General features: G+C 60.0%; 19 protein-coding genes and 1 riboswitch. Of the genes, 16 read left to right on the forward strand and 3 right to left on the reverse strand.

Features of this window, described 5'->3' with window-relative positions; translation table 11 throughout:
• Window positions 1-111: 111 nt before the first annotated feature.
• The 16 genes from EKK30_RS07980 (at window position 112) to EKK30_RS08055 (ending at window position 20717) form a co-directional block, all read left to right on the forward strand.
• Complete coding sequence (locus EKK30_RS07980; RefSeq protein ID WP_290982917.1) at window positions 112-798, forward strand: TetR/AcrR family transcriptional regulator; 687 nt, start codon at window positions 112-114, stop codon at window positions 796-798.
• Window positions 799-897: 99 nt separating this feature from the next.
• Window positions 898-1005: riboswitch (guanidine-I (ykkC/yxkD leader) on the forward strand.
• 139 nt (window positions 1006-1144) lie between these two features.
• Entirely contained in the window at window positions 1145-2209 is a 1065-nt protein-coding gene (locus EKK30_RS07985) for a putative urea ABC transporter substrate-binding protein (RefSeq protein WP_290982919.1), read from the forward strand.
• Between the two features lie 46 nt (window positions 2210-2255).
• Window positions 2256-3074, forward strand: a complete 819-nt coding sequence (locus EKK30_RS07990) for an ABC transporter permease (RefSeq protein ID WP_290982921.1) — start codon at window positions 2256-2258, stop codon at window positions 3072-3074.
• Window positions 3071-3910: an ABC transporter ATP-binding protein gene (locus EKK30_RS07995; RefSeq protein ID WP_290982923.1), complete on the forward strand. Its 840-nt coding sequence runs from the start codon at window positions 3071-3073 to the stop codon at window positions 3908-3910. Before EKK30_RS07990 ends, EKK30_RS07995 begins: the two co-directional genes overlap by 4 nt.
• Before the next feature lie 107 nt (window positions 3911-4017).
• Window positions 4018-4749 (forward strand): urea amidolyase associated protein UAAP1, encoded by a 732-nt coding sequence (locus EKK30_RS08000; RefSeq protein ID WP_290982925.1) that lies wholly within the window; start codon window positions 4018-4020, stop codon window positions 4747-4749.
• Window positions 4749-5396, forward strand: a complete 648-nt coding sequence (locus EKK30_RS08005; RefSeq protein ID WP_290982927.1) for an urea amidolyase associated protein UAAP2 — start codon at window positions 4749-4751, stop codon at window positions 5394-5396. The genes EKK30_RS08000 and EKK30_RS08005 overlap by 1 nt, the downstream gene beginning before the upstream one ends.
• Before the next feature lie 3 nt (window positions 5397-5399).
• The gene (gene uca, locus EKK30_RS08010; RefSeq protein ID WP_290982929.1) at window positions 5400-9017 is read left to right on the forward strand and encodes an urea carboxylase; all 3618 of its coding nucleotides are present in this window, start codon (window positions 5400-5402) and stop codon (window positions 9015-9017) included.
• Window positions 9014-10798 (forward strand): allophanate hydrolase, encoded by a 1785-nt coding sequence (gene atzF / locus EKK30_RS08015; RefSeq protein WP_290982931.1) that lies wholly within the window; start codon window positions 9014-9016, stop codon window positions 10796-10798. The genes uca and atzF overlap by 4 nt, the downstream gene beginning before the upstream one ends.
• Before the next feature lie 142 nt (window positions 10799-10940).
• Window positions 10941-11792, forward strand: a complete 852-nt coding sequence (locus EKK30_RS08020; protein WP_290982933.1) for a quinoprotein dehydrogenase-associated SoxYZ-like carrier — start codon at window positions 10941-10943, stop codon at window positions 11790-11792.
• Between the two features lie 48 nt (window positions 11793-11840).
• On the forward strand, window positions 11841-13091 hold the full coding sequence (gene soxC, locus EKK30_RS08025; protein ID WP_290982935.1) for a sulfite dehydrogenase: 1251 nt from the start codon (window positions 11841-11843) through the stop codon (window positions 13089-13091).
• Window positions 13078-13620, forward strand: coding sequence for a cytochrome c (locus EKK30_RS08030; RefSeq protein WP_290982937.1), 543 nt, complete (start codon window positions 13078-13080; stop codon window positions 13618-13620). The genes soxC and EKK30_RS08030 overlap by 14 nt, the downstream gene beginning before the upstream one ends.
• 263 nt (window positions 13621-13883) lie before the next feature.
• Window positions 13884-15098, forward strand: coding sequence for a saccharopine dehydrogenase family protein (locus EKK30_RS08035; protein WP_290982939.1), 1215 nt, complete (start codon window positions 13884-13886; stop codon window positions 15096-15098).
• Window positions 15098-15535 carry a hypothetical protein gene (locus tag EKK30_RS08040; RefSeq protein ID WP_290982942.1) on the forward strand — a complete coding sequence of 146 codons (438 nt, stop codon included), beginning with the start codon at window positions 15098-15100 and terminating at the stop codon, window positions 15533-15535. Before EKK30_RS08035 ends, EKK30_RS08040 begins: the two co-directional genes overlap by 1 nt.
• Window positions 15536-15564: 29 nt before the next feature.
• Window positions 15565-16734, forward strand: coding sequence for a carboxynorspermidine decarboxylase (nspC, locus tag EKK30_RS08045; RefSeq protein WP_290982945.1), 1170 nt, complete (start codon window positions 15565-15567; stop codon window positions 16732-16734).
• A gap of 77 nt (window positions 16735-16811) precedes the next feature.
• Entirely contained in the window at window positions 16812-19469 is a 2658-nt protein-coding gene (gene pepN / locus EKK30_RS08050) for an aminopeptidase N (protein ID WP_290982948.1), read from the forward strand.
• Window positions 19470-19673: 204 nt separating this feature from the next.
• Entirely contained in the window at window positions 19674-20717 is a 1044-nt protein-coding gene (locus EKK30_RS08055; RefSeq protein ID WP_290982951.1) for a HAMP domain-containing sensor histidine kinase, read from the forward strand.
• Between the two features lie 30 nt (window positions 20718-20747).
• Here EKK30_RS08055 and EKK30_RS08060 read toward each other — a convergent pair whose 3' ends face one another.
• From EKK30_RS08060 to EKK30_RS08070, 3 genes are read right to left on the reverse strand one after another with little or no spacing between them, the layout of a single operon-like run.
• Window positions 20748-21266: a periplasmic heavy metal sensor gene (locus EKK30_RS08060; protein ID WP_290982954.1), complete on the reverse strand. Its 519-nt coding sequence runs from the start codon at window positions 21264-21266 to the stop codon at window positions 20748-20750.
• Window positions 21263-21769: a hypothetical protein gene (locus EKK30_RS08065; protein ID WP_290982957.1), complete on the reverse strand. Its 507-nt coding sequence runs from the start codon at window positions 21767-21769 to the stop codon at window positions 21263-21265. Before EKK30_RS08065 ends, EKK30_RS08060 begins: the two co-directional genes overlap by 4 nt.
• A gap of 21 nt (window positions 21770-21790) precedes the next feature.
• Window positions 21791-22423 carry a sigma-70 family RNA polymerase sigma factor gene (locus EKK30_RS08070; protein ID WP_290982961.1) on the reverse strand — a complete coding sequence of 211 codons (633 nt, stop codon included), beginning with the start codon at window positions 22421-22423 and terminating at the stop codon, window positions 21791-21793.
• Window positions 22424-22442 lie beyond the last annotated feature (19 nt).

The following is a 22442-nucleotide window of genomic DNA, read 5'->3' on the forward strand; positions in this document are numbered from 1 at the left end:
AGACATAATACTCAGAAGACGGCACCCGGTGGCACGGACCGCGCCAAACGTCGAATGACAGTCCCGGTAAGTCGTGATAGCGATGGCAAGTGGAGTTACCGATCGGTAAGAGTGCTAACGGCCATCAACTTTTTCGTCAAGTGGGCAATGGTCACGACACACGACAGGGAATTGCGCGATCTCAGTAAGTTGCGCGCGGCTATCGCAGGCAAGATCGAAGGAAAATCTCCGCGCGAGCGCATCTTGCTGGCGGCTTGCGAGCTTTTCTATCGCTATGGCGTGCATCCCGTCGGCGTTGAAGCAATTGCCGAGACGGCGCTTACGAACAAGATGACCCTTTATCGGCACTTCAGGTCCAAGGACGACCTGATCGTCGCGTTCGCCGAGCAGCACGCGGCGCAGTACAGCGAAGTGCTTCATCGATTGCTCGGCGGCTCGGGCACACCCGAGCAGAAGCTGAAGTCTTGGGTCGATCACGTCGAAGACGTTCTCACCAACGAGAGAGAACGCGGTTGCGCGCTTGCCAATGCTGCCGTTGAACTCGATCCGAAGCATCCGGCGCGCGCGGTGATCGAAGAATACAAGCAACGCAAGTACGACACCCTCGTCGCGGCATTTCGTGCCGCGCATTACCGCGAGCCGGAACGCCTAGCGGACGAAGTCTTCCTTCTGTTCGAGGGCGCGCGGATAAGCCTGCAGTGCGGCAGCGCCGGACCTGTATCGCGGGTCGTTTCGATGCTGCGAACGCTTCTTGCGACAAGTCCACGCCTCGAAGCAACTGCTCTGCCCACGGAATAGGCGCAGCGCCCAAGCCGAGGGCAACGTCGCCCGAGGCACGTGGAAAAAGCCGTGCAATTGCGGCAAATTCAAAATGGCACAGCTCGTGCAGTGCTTCCTGCATAACGCCTCTAGGGTTCCGGCTTTCACGAGCGCCTGGTCCGAGAGAGGCTCTCCCGCTTCGCTGTCCGCGCGGCGGAGCCACGGCGGGATAAAAGCCCGGGAGACCTACACCGCGAGTTGCTTCGGCTCTCGAACGGACAGGCCTCCCGCTGTGCGCATCTCTCGCGCGGATTGAGGTCTCCCGTTCGCGCCACCGACGCCCCTTGCGGTCCGACAGTGACCAGCACAAGGACAGGGGTTAGCAATGCGCTTTTCCGCGAAGACACTTCTGAAGGGTGTGATCGGCGCCGCGGCTGTGATGGGGTTCGCCCTCTCGCCTGCCAGTGCCGCCGAGAAGAAAGATTTCAAGGTCGCCTGGTCGATCTACGTCGGCTGGATGCCATGGGGCTACGCCGCCGACTCCGGCATCGTGAAGAAGTGGGCCGACAAATACGGCATCAACATCGAGGTCAAGCAGTTCAACGACTACGTTGAATCGATCAACCAGTACACGGCTGGTTCGTTCGACGCCGTGACCGTTACGAACATGGATGCGTTGTCCATTCCGGCGGCGGGCGGCGTCGATACCACCGCTGTCATCGTGGGCGACTTCTCCAACGGCAACGACGCGATCATTCTCAAGAACAAGGACAAGCTCGCGGACATCAAGGGTCAGAACGTCAACCTCGTCGAATTTTCTGTCTCGCATTACCTGCTTGCCCGAGCGCTCCCGTCGGTAGGGCTGTCCGAGAAGGACTTGAAGGTCGTCAACACCTCCGACGCCGACATGGCGGCAGCCTACAAGACCAAGGACGTTACGGCGGTTGTCACGTGGAAGCCGATCGTCTCGACCATTCTCGAATCTCCTGATGCTCATAAGGTCTTCGACAGCTCACAGATTCCTGGCGAGATCATGGACCTCATGGTCGTCAACACGAACGTGCTGAAGGACAATCCGAAGTTTGCGAAGGCGCTCGTCGGTATCTGGTATGAGACGCTTGCGACGATGAAGGACGGCACCAAGTCCAAAGAGGCGATGGCGAAGGCGTCAGGCACCGATCTTAAGGGCTTCGACGAGCAACTCGCGACCACGAAGCTGTTCTCCGATCCCAAGGATGCCGTGGCCTTCACCTCGGGCGATCAGATCAAGAAGACGACCGAGCTCGTGTCGAAATTCTTGTTCGAGAAATCGCTGCTCGGCAAGGACGCCAAATCGCCGGAAGCAATCGGCGTCGAGTTCCCCGACAAGAGCGTCTTCGGCGACAAGGGGAACGTGAAATTCCGTTACGACGCGACCTTCATGAAGGAAGCCGAAGACGGGAAGCTCTGAGCACGCCTTCTCTCATCTCTTAACATCCTGCAGGAAGGCGAACGTCATGCGCGCCATCAATTACCGTCCGGATAGAACGTGGCGCTTTGCGCTTGCCTTCCTGCCCTTCGCACTTCTTTGCCTCGCCTACGTCGTCGGTTCGGGCGTTCGCCTCGCCGAAAACCCCAACGACAAACTTCTTCCAAGCTTCTCGAAAATGGGGGAGGCGATTGATGACTACGCGCTGAAGCCAGACGCGCGAACGGGCGACTACCTGCTCTGGGAAGACACTGGCGCCAGTCTCACGCGTCTTCTCACCGGCCTCGCAATCTCCACCCTCATCGCGCTTGTGCTTGGCATCGTTCTCGGCCTCTTGCCCGTGGCCGGCGCTACGTTTGCACCGGTGATCGCTGTCTTATCGATGGTTCCACCTCTGGCATTGCTTCCGATCCTCTTCATTGTCATGGGGCTTGGCGAAGCATCGAAGATCGCGTTGATCGTGATCGGCACATCGCTCAAGCTCATCCGCGATATCTCGCTTCGCGTGGAGGACATTCCTCGCGAGCAGCTCATCAAGGCGCAGACGCTTGGCGCCTCGAGCCTGCAGATCGCGCTTCGAGTAATTCTGCCGCAGACGCTTCCGAGGCTGATCGACTCGGTCCGTTTCGAGATCGGCCCAGCGTGGCTGTTCCTGATTGCCGCCGAAGCGATCGCGGCCGATTCTGGTCTCGGCTATCGCATCTTCCTCGTGCGCCGATATTTGTCGATGGATGTGATCCTGCCATACGTCGCCTGGATTACTCTCCTCGCCTTCCTTATGGACCTCGGCCTGCGCCTGCTGCAGCGAAAAGCCTTCCCCTGGTTTGCGCAAGCGAGGGCGGCATGAACGCCATCGTCTTCGACAAGGTCTGGAAAGAGTACGGCGATCACGTCGTTCTCGAGCAGATTGATCTCGAGATTGCACCACGTGCGTTCGTGGCGCTCGTCGGCCCATCCGGGTGCGGGAAGACGACGTTCCTGCGGATGCTGCTTGGCGAAGAGAGCCCGACACGCGGCAGAATCTTAGTTGGCGGGGTGCCCTTGAAGCCCGAGCCCGATGCGGATCGCGGCGTCGTGTTCCAGAAATATTCCGTATTTCCGCACCTGACCGTGCTGGGCAACGTAATCATCGGGCGTGAATTCGAACGCGCGGGCGGCCTTGGTCGACTATTCGGATCAAAGAGGAAGCAGGCCGAAGACGAGGGCCGCGAGCTTCTCAAGGAGGTGGGGCTCACGGGACATGAAAGCAAGTATCCTGCGGCGCTATCGGGCGGCATGCAGCAGCGCCTCGCACTTGCTCAGGCCTTGATGCGGCGACCGAAGATACTCCTGCTCGACGAACCCTTCGGTGCGCTCGACCCCGGCATTCGTGCCGATATCCACGTTCTGATGCGCCGCATCTGGAACGAATGCGAGTTGACCGTCGTGATGGTCACCCACGACCTCCGGGAAGCTTTCGCACTGGGCACTCGCATCATCGCCTTCGAGCGTCCGCGCAATCGTCCGGAAGAAGCGGATCGCTACGGTGCGCGGCTGTCCGAGGATCTCACACCCGTCACGAACGGGGTCGCGGTTCCGCAAGGCGGCGCGACCATCACCAAGGATATCGAGATCTGGCCACCCAAGATTGCGGGTTCGCCTGTCTCCCTCGCGCGTAACGGACAGTCATCGTCCCGGGCCTGAGCCGCAATTTTTCCCGCATGGGACGACCCATGTCGGCGCACGTCAACCCGGGACGACCCGGACCGGATCGCGGAGCGAGAGATCGACATCTGCGTTGGGAGTGAACGATGGGGAACTTGGTTTATTCCGATACTCTGCCAGGGGGCAAGCACTGGTCGCTTCTCATGCGGCGAAACATGCGGCTTCGGCTCACGGATGTGGAGGGCGGCGCCAACATTGGCATGCTGTTCTACAATCCGCAGAACTTGCTGGAGCGTTACAACGCGCCCGACACGCTCAAGTGTCAGCACACTTTCAAGCTGACTGCGGGACATTGCCTCTATTCAGACATGGGTCGCATCTTCTGCTCCATCGTCGCCGATACATTCGGCTGGCATGACACGGTGACCGGCAACACGACGAAAGCGATCATCGCCCGCAAGTGGGGCGAGAAGAGCTATCAATCGGCGCGCAACGACTGGCAGCAGAACGGCCACGATAGCTTTCTGGTCGAGGCCGCCAAGTATGGCCTGACGCGGCGCGACCTTGCGGCGAACGTCAACTGGTTCAGCAAAATCGTCGTCGCGGAAAATGGCGCGATGTCGCTCGATTCTGCCGCAGCGAAAGCGGGTGCGCAGGTCGAGTTGCGGTTCGAGATGGACACGCTCGTACTGTTTCACACCTGCCCGCATCCCTTCAATCCCGCGAACAGCTATCCACGCAAACCCGGTCAGTTCGAAATCTTCGAGGGGCCGCCCGCCAACGATGATGATCCTGCGCGCCTCTCTCGTCCGGAGAACGGTCGCGGCTTTGAGAACAACCGGATCTTTCTTGCCGGGTGCTGCGAGGAGGCCCACTGATGATCAAGGAAAGCACCTTTGCCGATGCCGACGCGATCTATCGGCGCATCGTTCCGGCCGGCGATTATTGGATGCATGTCGTCTGCGAAGGCGAAACGTTTCGCATTCTCGATCTTGAAGGCAACCAGGCAGCCGACACGCTCTTTTTCAACGCTGACGATCCCGGCGAGCGCTATTCGGCCTCCGATACCATTCGCGAGCAAGGCAACATCTATCTAACGGCAGGAACGGTTCTGCTGTCGGACCGATGCCGGCCAATGCTGACGATCACGGCCGACACGGTCGGGCGGCACGATACGCTAGGAGGCGCCTGCGCCACCGAGAGCAACACGGTCCGTTATGCGCTCGAAAAAAAGTCGATGCATGCCTGCCGCGACAGCTACATGCTGGCGATCGCCGAGAACGAGCACTACGGGCTTTCGAAACGCGACATCGGCCATAACATCAATTTCTTCATGAACGTGCCCGTGACCCCGGACGGCGGGCTGACGTTCGAAGATGGCCTCTCGGCTCCTGGCAAATACGTCGAGATGACGGCGCACATGAATGTCATCGTGCTGATCTCCAATTGCCCGCAGCTCAACAACCCGTGCAACGCCTACAATCCCACTCCGATTGAGGTCCTCATCTGGGCGAAGGGGGCCTGACGCATGTTCCGGAAAGTCCTGATAGCCAATCGCGGTGCCATCGCCTGCCGCATCATCCGCACCCTCGACCGGATGGGCATCGCCAGCGTCGCCGTCTATTCCGAAGCAGATCGCCATTCCATGCACGTTATGCAGGCGGGTGAAGCCGTGGCGATAGGCCCCTCGCCCGCCGCCGAGAGCTACCTGAAGCAAGACGTCATTCTGGAGGCTGCGAAGAGGACCGGAGCCGAGGCGATCCACCCGGGGTATGGTTTTCTCTCCGAAAATCCCGACTTCGCCGAGGCCTGTGAAAAAGCCGGCATCGCATTTATCGGACCAAAAGCGCAGCACATGCGCGCCTTCGGATTGAAGCACAAGGCTCGCGAGCTGGCGCTGGAATCCAACGTTCCATTGGCGCCGGGATCGGGGCTCATTCGCGACGTCGAGCACGCGCGCAGCGAAGCGCAACGCATCGGCTATCCTGTGATGATAAAGAGCACGGCCGGCGGCGGTGGCATTGGGCTTCAGCTGGTCTCATCGGCGGACGAGATTGCGCCGATGTTCGAACGCGTCGAGCGTTTGGCGCGCAACAACTTCAAGGACGCCGGCATCTTCATAGAGAAGTACGTCGCTCGGGGGCGGCACATCGAGGTGCAGATCTTCGGCGATGGCAAGGGCAACGTCATTTCGCTCGGCGAGCGCGACTGCTCGGCGCAGCGCCGAAATCAGAAGGTCATCGAAGAGACGCCTGCGCCAAACTTACCTGATGCAACGCGCGCAGCGCTGTGGGAAACCGCACGCCGCCTCGGCCAATCGGTGAATTACGAAAGCGCGGGCACCGTCGAGTACCTCTACGATGCAGAGACGAACGAGTTCTACTTCCTCGAGGTCAACACGCGCCTACAGGTCGAGCACGGCGTGACGGAGGAGGTCGTCGGCGTCGATCTCGTCGAATGGATGGTGCGCCAAGCTGCAGGGGCCTTACAGCTGCCGTCGCAGGACTCCATTGTGCCGACGGGTGCTTCAATTCAGGTCCGCCTCTATGCAGAGGATCCGGGGCGAGACTTCCGTCCGAGTTCCGGCCGACTTACCGAGGTTGCATGGCCAGCCGACACACGCATCGAAACGTGGGTGCAAAGCGGATCTGAAGTCTCCCCGTTCTACGATCCGATGATTGCAAAGATCATCGTCAAAGGCGCATCGCGACCTGAGGCGCTATCGCGATTGCAAACTTCGCTTGCCGAGACACGCATCGGCGGCCTGGAGACCAATCTCGACTACCTGCGCCAGCTTTCGCATTCGCAAGTATTTGCCTCGGGGCAGATGCTGACCAGGACGCTTCAGACCTACGCCTATAAGGCTGACACCATCGAGGTTCTGGCTCCGGGAACGCAAACGACGATCCAGGATTGGCCGGGACGCGTGGGTTATTGGGCGGTCGGCGTGCCGCCGTCCGGCCCGATGGACCCGCTGTCACACCGTCTCGTCAACCGGCTGCTTGGAAACGCGAGCGATGCGGCGACGATCGAGACGACGCTGTCCGGTCCGACGCTACGCTTCAACACCGATACGACGGTCTGTCTCGGAGGCGCCGAACTCGTCGCGACGCTCGATGGCGTGCCGGTCGACTATTGGCAGCCCTTCAGCGTACGCGCGGGCCAAGTGCTAAAAGTCGGAGGCGTGAAAGGGCCAGGCACCAGAGCCTACATCGGCATACGCGGCGGTATCGACGTGCCCGCGTATCTTGGAAGCAAGTCGACGTTCACGCTGGGCAAGTTCGGCGGCCACGGAGGCCGCGTGTTGATGACCGGCGACGTGCTGCACATTGGCCGCGATGCCCAGCACGAACAAGCATCAGGGCTGGATAAAGACCTGGAGCCGCGTCTCACCCATGCGTGGGAGATTGGCGTGCTTTATGGTCCGCACGGCGCGCCAGACTTCTTTGCGCCGGAGTACATAGACACATTCTTTTCCGCCGATTGGGAGGTTCACTACAATTCCAATCCGACCGGTATCCGCTTGATCGGACCCAAACCCGTTTGGGCTCGATCCGACGGCGGAGAAGCAGGTCTGCACCCGAGCAACATTCACGACAACGCGTATGCCATAGGCGCGATCGACTTCACCGGCGATATGCCCGTCATTCTCGGGCCTGATGGTCCCTCGCTCGGGGGGTTCGTCTGTCCGGCGACGATCGTCCAGGCCGAACTGTGGAAGATGGGACAGCTGAGGCCCGGCGATAAAGTTCGCTTCGTCCGCCTGACGCCTGCCGCGGCCGCGGCGCAACTTGCGAAGCAAACCGCGGAAATCGCATCCTTGAAGTCCGTTGCCGCACCTTCATTCCCGAACGCGAAATGGGGCGCGGACGATTGCGTCATCGGTGAACGGGCAGCTTCAGAAAGCAATCCGCGCGTTGTCTATCGGCGTGCCGGCGACGCCTATATGCTGATCGAATACGGACCTATCATTCTGGATTTAACGCTGCGCTTTCGCGTGCATGCGCTGATGACTGCGTTCGAAAGGCTCAAGCTTCCAGGCGTGCTCGATCTGACGCCGGGCATCCGATCGCTGCAGTTCCACTACGATCCGGCGATCCTGCCGTTGGAGGATCTTCTTTTCGAGCTTTCACGCCTTGAAGACACTCTAGGCGATCTTGGTGACGTGGAGGTTCCATCACGCATCGTCTATCTGCCGCTCTCCTGGAATGATGCGGCGGTCCAGAAGACCATCGACAAATACATGCAGGGCGTCAGACCTGACGCTCCCTGGTGTCCCTCGAACATCGAGTTCATCCGGCGCATCAACGGCCTCGACTCGATCGACGAGGTCCTTCGCATCGTATTTGACGCGACGTATGTCGTTCTCGGCCTCGGTGACGTCTATCTCGGTGCGCCGGTCGCGACACCGTTCGATCCTCGCCACCGGCTTGTCACAACGAAGTATAATCCCGCGCGAACCTGGACGCCCGACAACGTCGTCGGCATCGGCGGCGCCTACATGTGCATCTACGGCATGGAGGGGCCGGGCGGATACCAGCTTTTCGGCCGAACATGCCAAGTCTGGAACACGTACCGCACGACAGCGGCGTTCGAGGCCGGCTCGCCTTGGCTGTTGCGCTTCTTCGATCAAATCCGCTTTTACCCCGTAACGAGTGAAGAGCTTCTGGACTTCCGAGACAAATTCTTGGAAGGCCAGGCGACGGTGAAAATCGAGCAGACCAAATTTAGCCTCAAGGACTATCAAGCGTTCCTTGCTGCAAACGCGGATACGATCTCGGCGTTCAAGTCACGCCAACAGGCCGCGTTCGAAGCCGAGAGGGCGCGATGGGAGCAAAGCGATCAGGAGGGCAGCGCAGGCGCCGCTGATGACGCTGGCGATGTGCAAAGTGACGGCGCTCTGCCGGCCGGTGCGATTGCTGTGGAGAGCCCCGTTCCCGGAAGCGTTTGGAAAGTTCTCGTCAAGCCTGGCAAAGAGGTTTCGGAAGGTGAAACCCTAATCATCGTTGAGTCCATGAAAATGGAGATGGCCGTTACTTCGCCGGCAAGCGGCATCGTCCATGAAGTCCGATGCGCCGAAGGCAAGCCGGTTTCTCTTGGCCAGACACTTGTCGTGCTGAAGGAAATGGCGGAGGCGACGGCGTGACTCTCTCGCTCGACATCGGCAACCTCGCCAATCTCTATGAAGCCAATAAGATCACGCCGGCGGACGTCATCGATGAAGTTTACGCGCGTATCTCGGCCAAGGGTGTCACTCCAGACTGGATAACGCTTGTCGACAAGGCGGCGGCGAAGGCACAGGCAAGTGAAGCGCCCCGAGGGTCTCTTTACGGCATTCCTTTCGCCGTAAAAGACAATATCGACGTTGCCGGTCTTCCGACCACTTGCGCCTGCCCGGCCTTTGCTTATACGCCCGAGCGCTCCGCAACGGTGGTCGAACGCCTTCTCGCGGCAGGCGCCATTCTGATCGGCAAGACAAACCTCGATCAATTCGCGACCGGCCTCAACGGCACGCGCTCGCCCTATGGCATTCCAACAAGCGTGTTCGATCCAGCGTATATTTCCGGCGGCTCAAGCTCCGGATCCGCCGTCGTCGTCGCTGGCGGTCTGGTGTCGTTTTCGCTTGGCACCGACACGGCCGGGTCTGGGCGCGTGCCCGCTGCCTTCAACAACATCGTCGGATTGAAGCCGACGAAAGGCATTGTTTCGACGCACGGTGTGGTTCCAGCCTGCAAAAGCCAAGATGCGGTCTCGATCTTCGCGCTGACGGTCGCCGATACGGCCAAGGTGGCCGAGGTCGCAATCGCGTTCGACAAGGACGATGGTTTTGCGCGCGCTGATGCTCCACCGTTCGCCGTCGAGACGGTCGCGCGGCCACTGAAGGTCGGAATACCGAACGCGCCGCTATCGTTCTTCGAGGATAACGAGTACCGCCGGCTCTACCACCATACGATCGATCGGCTGGCCGGATTGGGCGTCGAGATCACGCCCTTCAATTTCGCGCCGTTTCGCGACACCGCGTCCATGCTCTACGACGGCCCGTGGGTCGCCGAGCGGCTCTATGCCATCGATGGAATGGAAGAGCATGATCTCAACCCAGTCGTCGCTGACATCGTGCGCGGCGGTACGGCTAAGACGGCGCTTCAGACGTTCGAGAGCTTGTACCGTCTAGCCGAGCTGCGGCGCGCCGCGGATGCGGAATGGAAGCGCATGGATGTGATGGTGCTTCCGACAGCGGGCACGACTTATAAGATCAGCGACATGCTCGCCGATCCCATCCGGCTCAACTCCAATCTTGGTGCGTATACGAACTTCGTGAACCTGCTCGACCTCGCGGCGCTCGCCGTCCCGGCTGGCTTCCGCGATGATGGGATACCTTTCGGGGTGACGCTGATTGGCCCGGCTTTTTCGGACGGCAAGCTCGCAACGATCGGCGACGCGCTTCACCGAGCGTTACCTGGATGCAAGCTCGGCGGGACGGAAACGCAGCTTGAAGAGACGAACCGCGTCAAAGTCCGTCCATCAAACAAGACCGCGATCCAGGTTGCCGTGGTCGGCGCGCATCTGTCGGGTCAGCCGCTCAATAGCCAACTGACCGAACGCAATGCGGTCTATCGGGAAACCTCGCGGACCGCGGCCGGCTACCGCCTCTATGTTCTTCCCGATACCACGCCGCCGAAGCCTGGACTCGTCTACGAGGGCAGCGGCCCCGGAGGTATCGAAGTCGAAATCTGGGAAATGGATGACGCCGCGTTCGGCTCTTTTGTGGCTCTCATCCCGCCTCCTCTGGGTATCGGGACCCTTCTCCTGGAAGACGGGCGTAAAGTGAAAGGCTTCCTGTGTGAAAGCCACGCAACCATCGGGGCGGAGGAGATCACGGCGTTTCGCGGTTGGCGGGCCTGGCTCGGCCGCTCGGCCTTCGCCTGAACCGCTAGGCACGTCAAACGCGTAACGATCAGAACAACTTAAGCGTATACCGCATCTGTGAAGGGATAGCCTTGCGTAGGTGATGCCCTCGACACCATATTGCTGTAGTATTCCATTCCGAATTTGGCAGTTGATGCGCACAATGACCGCCTCAAAGGCGGCGAGCGAGGAAACGATGCGGAGAATTTCGACAGCCCTTTTTGCCTTGGCGGCGATGGTGCTCGCGCCGGGCGCAACCGTATTTGCAGCCGATGGCAGCGCAAGCGTGGCCAATCCCAGCGCCTGGGACGGCATTCGTAAAGACGCGTTCGGCACGCGTGAGATTCTCGACGGAGCAGGCAAGATCAGCCTTGAGGCTCCGAAGCGGGCGGAGGACGCCGCAACGGTGCCGATTTCTGTGACCATGCCGGCGGGCTTCGGAGGCGACGTCAAGGCGTTGACCCTCGTCGTCGACCAAAACCCGTCGCCCGTGGTCGCTACGTTCAAATTCGGTGACGCGGCGGGCTCGGGTGAGCGAATGCTGGCGACGCGGGTGCGCATCGATCAGTACTCGGACGTGCGCGCCATCGCCGAAACGAATGATGGCAAGCTTTATATGACCAGCGTTTTCGTTAAGGCGTCCGGCGGGTGCTCAGCTCCTGCCAGCAAGGACGCCGAAGTCGCCGCCAAGGAAATGGGCAAGATGCGCGTCAAGACTGCCGCCGGCAAAGCGGGAGATGGCAGCGAACTCGCTCAGGTGATGCTCAAGCATCCCAATACCAGCGGCATGGCGATGGACCAGATCACCCATGCCTATCCGCCGGCACGTTTCATCGAGAAGCTTACGGTGTCGACCGCAGGCAAGATGATCTTCTCGATGGAGGGAGGCATTTCGATCAGCGAAGACCCGAACTTCCGCTTCACCTACAAGGGCAATCCGGCGGATGAAATGGATGTGCAGGCTGAAGACTCCATCGGCACGCAATTCAAGGGGCATTCGACCGGTCAATCCTGACGGACGGGGCTCGCGCCATCCGTGGCCCGGAACCTCTCCGAAAATGATTTGAAGCCAGTTGCGGGCGGCGGTCTTCTGGATCGTCGCCTGTTGCTTAAGTCGGGTCTGGTGCTCGCGACGGCGCAGTCGGTTTCGACTTCCGTGGGCGCGGATGAGGTCGACCCCTCGGACCCGCCGTGGCAGCGCAAGACGGGCGGCCCTTTCACGACTTACGGCACGCCGTCGCCATTCGAAAAGTACGTCATCCGCAACATCGGCGGCAATCGCACGCCCGCCGGAGACGGCGTGTCCTGGACGCCGCTGGAAGATCTCGAAGGCATCATCACGCCGAGCGGCCTGCACTTTGAGCGTCACCACGATGGCGTTCCAGCGATTGATCCTGCGCTGCACAGGCTTGTCATTCACGGCCTCGTGCGGCAGCCGCTCGAATTCACCGTCGAAAGCCTTCTGCGCTATCCGATGCAATCCCGGTTTCTATTCATCGAGTGCGGCGGCAACAGCAACGCGGGTTGGCACGAAGAACCCATTCAGCGCCCTGTCGGAGCGTTTCACGGACTGGTTTCGTGTTCAGAGTGGACAGGCGTTCCGCTCGCCATTCTCCTCAATGAGGCTGGCATCGATGCGGGCGCATCCTGGGTTATTGCCGAAGGTGCCGACGCCGGGCTTTTGAACGTCAGCCTGCCGCTCTCGAAGCTCGTCGACGATGCAATGGTTGCGCTCTATCAGAACGGCGAGCGCATACGCCCGGAGAATGGCTACCCATTGCGGCTCATCGTGCCGGGTTGGGAAGGCATAACGAGCGTCAAGTGGCTTCGGCGGTTGCATGTGACCGACACTCCGTCGATGACCCGCAACGAAACGGCGAAATACACGGAACTGCTGCCGAGCGGCAAAGCCCGTATGTTCACCTTCGTCATGGATGCCAAGTCGCTGATTACGTCGCCGTCGCCGGGACAGAAGATGTATGGGGCGGACACCTATGAAATTCGCGGGCTGGCGTGGAGCGGGCGCGGCAGAATCGCAAAGGTCGACGTTTCGGCAGATGGGGGAAAATCCTGGGCCGAGGCCCACCTGCAAGATCCGGTCCTGCCGCAATGCTTCACCCGCTTTCGGATGCCATGGGCGTGGAACGGCAAGCCTGCGGTCCTTAAGAGCCGAGCCACCGACGAGACCGGCTATGTTCAGCCTGAGCGTGAGGTTCTCGTGAAAGAGCGCGGCAGAGATGGCTACTTCCATTACAATGCCATCGTTTCTTGGGCCGTCGACGAGGATGGCGAGATCACCCATGTCTATGCCTAGGCATCTTGCTCTCGCGATTGCTCTAGCCGGCGCGATCGGTCCCGCGAGAGGCGACGTTGCTGCGCTTAAGGCTCCGAAACTCGGCACGCCTTTGAAGCCGGCAGAGGTCAGCAAATGGGATCGGACCATTTTTCCTGATGGTCGCGGACTGCCGCCCGGCCGAGGCACAGCCGAAGAGGGTCGCTCACTCTACGCTGCGAAGTGCGCGAGTTGCCATGGCGCGCGCGGCGAAGGCGCAACGGCGGAGGACTTGATTGGGCCGCCCAAGCCACCGACACCGGACAACCCGAACAAGACCATCGGCGCCTATTGGCCGTTCGCGACCACCGTGTTCGATTTCATTGCGCGCAGTATGCCGCCCGCGGCGCCAGGGTCGCTTTCCGGCGACGAAGTCTATGCCCTGACGGCATTTCTGCTCTCGGCCAACGGCGTCATCAAAGAAGACGAGGTCATGACCGCTGCGACGTTGCCAAAGGTAAAAATGCCAAACCGCGACGGCTTTGTCTGGATCGACGTCGAGGCAAAGTAGAATACGGGGCAACTTCGCCTTCGCTTCAGCATCTGCTGCCCATTAAAACGCGAAGCGGGGCGAGCCGGATGAAAACGGCGGTCATCGGCTGACTGTCATAAAGCGTATTTGACACGATTTTGAGCGACTTGCCTTCGTCGGCCGATCGCAAGTCATCGTATCTATTGAATTAATTCTGCTACTGCCCTATTTCCCGCCCCCAGCGCAAATTTTCGCGCTTGCTGGAGCCGGCATGACCGGCATTTCAACTCTGGGAGCGGCCGTTGGACAACGTACTCATCATCGGGGCAGGCGCTGCGGGTTCGGTCGTCGCAAAGAAATGCGCGATGAACCGCGATGTCTTCAAGAAAATTCATCTTGCGTCCCGGCGCCTCGAGAGCTGCAAGAAGGTCCAGGCCGAATGCAAGACACCGATCGATATCTCGCAGCTCGATGCCGATAACGTCGCCGATACGGTGGAGCTTCTCAAAAAGATCAAGCCCGACCTCGTCATCAACATGGCGCTTCCCTACCAGGATCTCGCGATCATGGACGCGTGCCTCGAGGCAGGCGTCAACTACATGGACACCGCCAACTACGAACCGCGGGAAGAGGCGAAGTTCACCTACAAATATCAGTGGCCCTACCACGACAAGTTCAAAGCCAAAGGCCTGATGGCCGTGCTTGGCTGCGGCTTCGATCCCGGCGTGACGAACGTCTTCTGCGCGTACGCTCAGGAGAACCTCTTCGATGAGATCCACACCATCGACATCATCGACTGCAACGCCGGCAGTCATGGCAAGGCGTTTGCCACGAACTTCAATCCGGAGATCAACCTTCGGGAAGTGACGCAGCGCGGCAAGTATTGGAAGGATGGCGAGTGGATCGAAATCGATCCGCTGTCGATCTCGACAATGATCGACTATCCGGAAGTAGGTCCGGTGAAGTCCTACCTCATCTATCACGAGGAAGAGGAAAGCCTTGTCGAGAACATCAAGGGCCTGAAGCAGATCCGCTTCTGGATGACCTTCTCCGACAACTACATCAAGCACCTCGAAGTGCTCCAGAACGTCGGCATGACGCGCATCGATCCCGTCGACTACAAGGGCACGCCTGTCGTGCCCATGGAGTTCCTGAAGTCGGTGCTGCCGGCCCCTTCCTCCCTTGCTGAAAACTATACCGGGAAGACGTCGATCGGCGTGGTTATCAAGGGCGAGAAGAAGGGCAAGAAGAAGCGCTACATCATCTGGAACGTCTGCGATCACGCCGAGACGAACAAGGAAGTGGGCGCTCAGGCCGTATCCTATACGACCGGCGTTCCGGCTGTCGTGGGTGCGATCATGATGTTCAAGGGCATCTGGAAGGGCCAGGGCGTGTTCAACGTCGAGCAGCTGCCGCCTGAGCCGTTCCTTGAAGAACTCGCCGAACAAGGTCTGCCTTGGCACGCCAAGGAAATCGACAAATCCGACCAGAAGAAACTTTTCGCGGTCGCGACCTGATGAGCGAAGCCGAGATCTTCTCTATCCGCAACGAACTGACGGGCCTCGTGGTGTCCGTCTTTTCCGCAAGCTTCGGGATGATCTCGGCTTACATCGCCGGCCTGTGGCTGTTCCTAAGGGAAGCGCCGGTCTCCTTGCGATTCCTGGCGTTCGCGCTCCTCTCGTGCGGACTTGCCTTCATGGGGGCGCTGACTTGGGGCCTCAACGATCTCCTGGTCGGAACAGATAGAGCCTGGTCAAAGCTACCGAGCCCAGCCTCGGAGATCAGAGGCTTCGGTGATGCGCGTCCGGAATGGCTGCATGGCGCGACGCTTTACGAGGCCTCGGTGTTGCTTGGAACTATCGCGTTCGCAGCCATATACGTGTCGCTCGCCTATCTTACTTTTCTCTACAGATGGCCTGGGGCGACGGCGGCACCGGTCCGCGTCTCACCCTAGCCGCATCCCTCAATCCTTGGTGGCTGGAAGTGTCCGATCTCTCAAAGTTCAATATGCAGTCTTTCGAGTGGGCGAACGCGATCGCGACGCCGGCATATGTGCTCGACATTGCAGCTCTGAAACGCAACCTCGCGCGCGCCGCTGAAGTCAAGCGCGGGGCGGGCTGCAAGATCCTGCTGGCGACCAAGTCCTTCGCCCTTCCGGCGGCCTTCCCGATCATGCGGGAGGTGCTGGACGGGACCACCGCGAGCGGCGAATACGAAGCTCGCCTCGGTCACGAGGAGTTCGGGAAGGAAGTGCACGTCTACTCCCCGGCCTATTCGCCCGGCGAAGTGGAACGCGTCACCAAGCTGGCGCAGCACATCTATTTCAACTCGCCCGAACAGATCGAAAGCAACCTCGCGACCATTCGATCGCATTCGGGCCTCAAAATCGGGATCCGCATTAATCCCGGCTTCTCCAATGCTACCCTCGGCGGCGCATTGTACGATCCCTGCGCGCCGTTTTCACGGTTTGGGGCGACCCGCGATATGCTCGATCGCGTCCCTTGGGATGAAGTCGACATTCTGCATACGCATGCGCTCTGCGAGTCGGGCGACGAAGGGTCCGTAGGTCTCATCGAGCATGTCGGCCGCCATTTTGGCGACTACGTCCGGCGCGTGAAGGTGGTGAACTTCGGAGGCGGACATTTCATCAACCGTCCCGGCTACGACATTCAGAAGCTCATCGCCGCGATCAAGGCTTTCAAAACGGAGTTCAATGTCGAGGTTGTCCTGGAGCCCGGCGCCGGCCTTGTCGTCGACACGGGCTACCTGGTTGGCTCCGTGCTCGGCTTCCACGAAAACGATAAATCGATCGCTATCCTGGATGCTTCCGCTTCGACGCATATGCCCGACGTGCTGGAAGTTCCCTACACGCCTAAGATCGTCGGCGCCGGTGAGCCAGGCGCGAAACCGTACAATTATATCCTTGGCGGCAAGACCTGCATGACCGGAGACATCATCGGCGAATACTCGTTCGATCGGCCTATGCGGATCGGCGATCGGGTGGTTTTCACTGATATGATGCAATATTCTTTCGTGAAGAATAACACGTTCAACGGTGTACCGCTGCCAGACTTGGCAATCCTGGATGAAAGTGGCGGATATCGTGTGATACGTTCTTTCGGCTACGAAGATTTCCGGCATCGACTAGGGTAGTGGCCGGGCGGCCTTGCCGTCTCGGATTACCTTGAGCGCCCCGGAAACATGCCATGGAAGGTTCCGAACGGGGTGCCATGAAGTCAGAGAATTCGAAACCAGTTCTGCTTGCCGACTACCGCGCTCCTGACTTTCTGATCGATACCGTTGACCTCGATATCGCCCTCGCGCCGGCCAAGACGCGGGTCGCATCCAAGCTTGCGATCCGCCGCAATCCCGCGTCGACTGCTACCGGCAAAGTGCCCTTAAAGCTCGACGGCGAGCTCTTGAAGCTCGAGAGCGTGGCTATCGACGGAAAGAAGCTCAAGCCGTCGGCCTATCGGGTGAGCGATACGAACCTTACGATCCCTGCGCCGCCGAAGGAGCCCTTTACGCTCGAAGTGGTGACGACGATCAGCCCGAAGGCGAATACGGCGCTGCAAGGGATCTATCTTTCGCGAGGGATCTATTGTTCGCAATGCGAGGCGCAAGGCTTTCGGCGCATCACATACTTTCTCGATCGTCCCGACGTTCTGGCGAAGTACACCGTTCGCCTCGAGGCCGACGTCAAAACCGCGCCGGTCCTGCTCGCCAACGGCAACCCGGTCGAACGCGGCACGCTGCTGGGCGGCGAGCGCCATTTCGCAGTTTGGGAAGATCCGCATCCCAAGCCATCCTATTTGTTCGCCGTCGTCGGTGGCGACCTGTCGTCCATCGCGTCGACCTTCACGACGCGGTCAGGCCGCGAGGTGGACCTTCGCATCTACGTGGAGCACGGCAAGGAGTCGCGCGCGCATTGGGCAATGGAGTCACTGAAACGCGCGATGCGATGGGACGAGGAACGCTTCGGCCTCGAATATGACCTCGATGTCTTCAACATTGTCGCCGTTTCGGATTTCAACATGGGCGCGATGGAGAACAAGGGTCTCAACATCTTCAACGACCGGCTGATCCTCGCGTCTCCCGACACCGCGACCGACGCAAACTATGAATCGATCGAGAGCGTGGTTGCGCACGAGTACTTCCATAACTGGACAGGAAACCGCATCACCTGCCGTGATTGGTTTCAACTGTGCCTGAAGGAAGGGCTTACCGTCTTTCGCGACCAGGAGTTCTCGGCCGATCAGCGCAGCGCTACCGTGCAGCGCATTTCCGACGTCAGGCAGCTCAAGGCGCTGCAGTTTCCGGAAGACCAAGGTCCGCTGGCGCATCCGGTGCGGCCGGAGAGCTTCGTCGAGATCAATAACTTCTACACCCCGACAGTCTACGAAAAGGGTGCCGAAGTCGTTCGCATGATCAAAACGATCCTGGGGCCAGAGAAATTTCGGGCCGGCATGGATCTCTACTTCGAGCGCCACGATGGTCAGGCCGTGACGATTGAGGATTTCGTCGCGTGTTTCGCCGACGCAAGCGGCGAAGACTTCACCCAGTTCCATCGTTGGTACACACAGGCCGGGACGCCGGAACTCGTCTGCAATCTCACCTACGACAAGCGCAAGAAATCGGCGGAACTGACAGTACACCAGGTGCTGAAGCCGTCGCCAGGGAAAGCGAAGAAGCAGCCTTACTTCATCCCGATCAGCATGGCCCTGCTTGGCAGCAACGGGGAGGAAATGGAGTTTGAAGTCGAGGGCGGCGAGAAAATTCAAGACGGCGTCGTAGCCGTCAAGGAGCGAACGACGAGCCTCAAGTTCAAGGGCATCACGTCCCGCCCCGTCCCCTCACTGCTTCGCGGTTTTTCCGCTCCTGTCATCATCAACATGCCGATGACCGATCAGGATCTTGCGTTTCTGATGCATCACGACGGCGACCTGTTCAATCGCTGGCAATCCAGCAATGCTTACGCGATCCGCAGCATTCTTTCGCTGTTGGATACCAAGCGACCCAAGAGCGTCGCCGGCGCGAAGGCGCATAAATTCACCGAGGCACTCGGATACGCGCTGCGCGATCCCTCCCTCGATGATGCGTATAAGGCCGAACTTCTGAAGCTGCCGTCGGTCGCGGATGTGGCTCGGGAGAAGGCTACAAAGGTCGACCACGCCGCGATCTTTCAGGCACACCGGACATTCACCCGCACGATCGGAGAAAAGCTCAAGGCGGAGCTCGAGGAGATTTATTCATCCGCCTCTTCCAGCGCAGCTTTTTCGCCTGATGCGAAAGACACTGGCCGACGCGCGTTGCGAAATGCGGCTTTGACCCTCCTGACCAGCCGCGAAACCGGGGACGATTTTGCGCGGCTCGAAGCTCACTATCGCAAGGCGACGAACATGACCGACGCCTGCCACGCGATGTTTCTCGTGGCGAGCGTCGACGCTCCGGGGCGAGCAGCCGTGCTCAGCGACTTCTTCGAGCGTTGGAAAGGCGATCACCTCGTCATCGATATGTGGTTTGCGGCTCAGGCCCAGTCGCCCCGCCATGAAACGCTCGATGAGGTCGAAGCCCTCTGCGAGCACCCGCTGTTCCGCTTGACAACCCCGAACAAGGTTCGCGCGCTGATCGGGACGTTCGCACTTGCCAACCCGCTGCAGTTCAACCGGGCAGACGGTGCAGGATATCAATTCCTGGCCGACAAGGTCCTGATGATCGACCCGTTAAATCCGCAGGTCGCTTCGCGGATGCTTGGCGCGTTCAGGAGCTATCGGGCGCTCGAGCCGAAGCGCAGAAGCCTTGCAAAGACCGCTCTGAAACGTGTCGCGGCTGCCCCAAAACTCTCCCGTGACTGCCTGGAGATGGTCACGAGAATGCTCGACGACTAATGGGCGCGACGAGCAAATTCGCAACACAAAAACAATGTTTTGCTCTGTTCGTCGAAATGGCGACAAAATTGATTCCACGGGGATTTTTTCTCCCTCGACAGGTGAGTCGCAAATCGGCGAATGTCGAATCACTGCTGGAGAACATGATCGTTCTCGGCCTCGGTGGGGCGGCACTTAGATCAAAAATTGCAGGGGAATACGGGGATGGCTCGGACTTTGTCCGCACCTCAACGGGGGAGCATTGTCGCGTTTAGCGAGCCGAAATCCGAAAGCGGCGGGGCGGCCTTCGAGCTTCCTGCGTTCGGCGGAAGCGGCGTGCGCGGGCTGTTTCTTTTGCTCGCGGCTCTGCTTACAGGGACAGGCGCCATCATTCCGCATTTCAGCGCTGAATTCGTGTCGACAATGCTCTTCGTAGCTGGCGCGGGGCTGGCGACGCTCGTTGTGATCTTGCCTTGGCACGTGCTCGCCCGAAGTGAAACCGAAGTCGATATCCCCGTTAAGCTGGGCGCGAGCGCTGCTGTTCTGTCCGATTCAACACATCAGAGACACTTTCCCGAACTGCTCGCTGGGCGGCCTGATCAGCGCGAACTGGATCGCGCGGTCTGGGCGAAGCTTACAGCTCACATGAGCCACGAGTTGCGGACGCCGCTCAACGCCGTTCTCGGTTTCTCCGAGATCATGACCAAGGAGATCTTTGGCCCGCTCGGTTCGAGTTACAGCGCCTACGCTCAAGACATTCATTCCAGCGGGCGCATCCTGCTCAAAACGGCTGAAGACGCGCTGGCCATCACGGCTCTTTTGACGGCATCGGAACGCAAGAGCGCGGAAACCTGCAATCTCAAGGCCGTGGTCGACGACGCATCCTCGTTTGCCTCGGCGGATTTCGCCGGGCGCTCGTTCCTGGTCGATATCGCACGCGATGCCAACGCCGAAATCCTGCTTGATCAGCAAGCGCTGCGGCAGCTGCTGGTCAACCTCATTGCGGAGGCAAATCGCAATTCCGGGCCTGAGAGTACTCTGCGCATCGAGACCAACGCAGTTTCTGAAGCCATCGACGTCCGCATCGCACTCACGACCAACGGTTTCTTCACGCCGCTGGATGAAGGCTTTCCCATCATCCTTGCGAGAACGCTGTGCGAACTCTGCGGCGCAGAGCTGACAATCGGTGGCGCATGCGAGCGTGGAGAATGGGCGTGGACGGTGCGCCTTCCGCGAGCGGTCCAGCCAGATCTCTTTGCTTCAGCCTGACTCGCGGGGAAGGCTAAGGTCTACACCGCGTCAGGGCTTCGCATTGTTTGAGGCTTCGCCGGGTGGAGGCTGGATCAGAATCCTGGCGTGGCGCTTCTCGCGCCACTCCTGCAAAAGCTTGCGCTCATCAGGCGTCAGCGTTTCAGCCGTATCCGCGACGCTGGTATAGATGGCGTTCTTGAAATTATCTTCGGCCGTGCGAAGTTTCATGAGGGCTGCGAGGAACTTGGCCTTATCGAAAGGTTCCGCCGTCAACAGGTCGTTCGCTTCGATCCAAGTCTTGCGCATATTCGCGCGCAAGTCCTTCATTGCGGCGCGGTCGGACATGACCTTCGCCTTTATGATCGGCTGTCGATCCGGTGCGAGCTTATTGACGAACCCAAGAAAACCCATGTCGCGACGGGGCTGTTCCTCTTCCTGGTGGTGATGCCAGACGACGGCGGCACTCAAGCCGACAAACAGCAAGTTGACCGCGAGCGAAGCGATGAAACCCATGTAGAGGTAACGCGAGCGATCAGCGGGACTCGAACGATTGGCTTCTACCGTCACAGCAGATCCTCATCCAAAAAGCTTTCGCCGTCATCGGAAAGGGCAACCTGCTTGCTGCTCGCGGGAGCTGCCTTATCGCCCAGCAAGACATCGGCCGTCGAATTGAACATGTTGAGCTGACCGGCGAAAACACCAATCACTAGTGAAGCCGCCAGGGCGGAGGCTGCAAAGCCATGATGGCGGCGGACGCCGGACCATAAGGAGCCGGTGTTTTTCGTGGGCGCCTTGCCGCTCGCCACCAGACGGGGCTGGCGTTCGGCTGCCGCCACGATGCGTTCGCTGAGCTTGTTCAAGCGGGCGACATCGTACTGCGGTGCGCTGTCGAGAAGCAGATCGAACGCCTCAGCATCCTTCAGCATCTTCTGAGCTTCGGGATTTCCCGCGATCAAGCCGGACAATGCGAGGCGCAGAGGCGCTGGCCATCGCGTACGGTCTGCTCCGTACGTATCGAGTGCCGCCTCCAGCTTATCAAGCCCCACGGGGCTCAAACCATTGCGTGACATCGTCTTGCCGTCTCCCGCACTTCAGGGCTCGCTATCATGGCGCAGCGACTCCCACTCCGCCTTCAATTCTGTCTTCAACTGACGCCGAGCCCGGCTCAGCAGTGACTCGACTGCCTCGTCCGATACTCCCATCAATTGACCGATCTCGATCTGGCTCAAACCCTCGAAATGAAAGAGGGTCAGCGCCAGCCGTTGCCGGTCCGGCAGTTTCTGCATCGCCGCTTCGACGCGGCGCTGCGTATCCTTGCTCTCGAGGCCGGCGAGTTGCTTTGCAGGCTCGGGAACCTCGGGCAATTCATCAACCACCGTCACCCGCCCCTGACCGCGCATGCGGTCGAGACAGAGATTTGAAACCACGCGGCGCAGCCAAGGCCGGACCCCGGCGGGGCCAATCTCCAGCGTTCCGCTCGATCGCCAGAGCCGCAAGAACGCTTCCTGCGCGACATCTTCCGCCTCCGCGTCGTCCCGCAGCATGCGCCGCGCCACTGAGACAATTCCTCCCAAATGGCGCGCCATCAGCAGCCGGAACGCGGCAGCGTCGCCCGTGCCAACGGCACCGACAAGCGCGGCCTCGTCGGCGCGGCTTTCGGCTGCCGGCCGGGGCGCGGCAGAGCTGCCATCGGTCCTCGTCGCCGCCACTAGTCCCCTCGACATCTGTTCGCCTGCCTCGCGC

The sequence above is a fragment of the Hyphomicrobium sp. genome (assembly GCF_003987855.1).
Taxonomy (GTDB): domain Bacteria; phylum Pseudomonadota; class Alphaproteobacteria; order Rhizobiales; family Hyphomicrobiaceae; genus Hyphomicrobium_B.

Bases quoted from the DNA above. Each gene is read 5' to 3' on its own strand.
- EKK30_RS07985 (WP_290982919.1), top strand. From the start codon at position 1,145: ATGCGCTTTTCCGCGAAGACACTTCTGAAGGGTGTGATCGGCGCCGCG.
- EKK30_RS07990 (WP_290982921.1), top strand. From the start codon at position 2,256: ATGCGCGCCATCAATTACCGTCCGGATAGAACGTGGCGCTTTGCGCTT.
- EKK30_RS07995 (WP_290982923.1), top strand. From the start codon at position 3,071: ATGAACGCCATCGTCTTCGACAAGGTCTGGAAAGAGTACGGCGATCAC.
- EKK30_RS08000 (WP_290982925.1), top strand. From the start codon at position 4,018: ATGGGGAACTTGGTTTATTCCGATACTCTGCCAGGGGGCAAGCACTGG.
- EKK30_RS08005 (WP_290982927.1), top strand. From the start codon at position 4,749: ATGATCAAGGAAAGCACCTTTGCCGATGCCGACGCGATCTATCGGCGC.
- uca (WP_290982929.1), top strand. From the start codon at position 5,400: ATGTTCCGGAAAGTCCTGATAGCCAATCGCGGTGCCATCGCCTGCCGC.
- EKK30_RS08020 (WP_290982933.1), top strand. From the start codon at position 10,941: ATGACCGCCTCAAAGGCGGCGAGCGAGGAAACGATGCGGAGAATTTCG.
- EKK30_RS08030 (WP_290982937.1), top strand. From the start codon at position 13,078: ATGTCTATGCCTAGGCATCTTGCTCTCGCGATTGCTCTAGCCGGCGCG.
- EKK30_RS08040 (WP_290982942.1), top strand. From the start codon at position 15,098: ATGAGCGAAGCCGAGATCTTCTCTATCCGCAACGAACTGACGGGCCTC.
- pepN (WP_290982948.1), top strand. From the start codon at position 16,812: ATGAAGTCAGAGAATTCGAAACCAGTTCTGCTTGCCGACTACCGCGCT.
- EKK30_RS08055 (WP_290982951.1), top strand. From the start codon at position 19,674: ATGGCTCGGACTTTGTCCGCACCTCAACGGGGGAGCATTGTCGCGTTT.
- EKK30_RS08065 (WP_290982957.1), bottom strand. From the start codon at position 21,769: ATGTCACGCAATGGTTTGAGCCCCGTGGGGCTTGATAAGCTGGAGGCG.
- EKK30_RS08070 (WP_290982961.1), bottom strand. From the start codon at position 22,423: ATGTCGAGGGGACTAGTGGCGGCGACGAGGACCGATGGCAGCTCTGCC.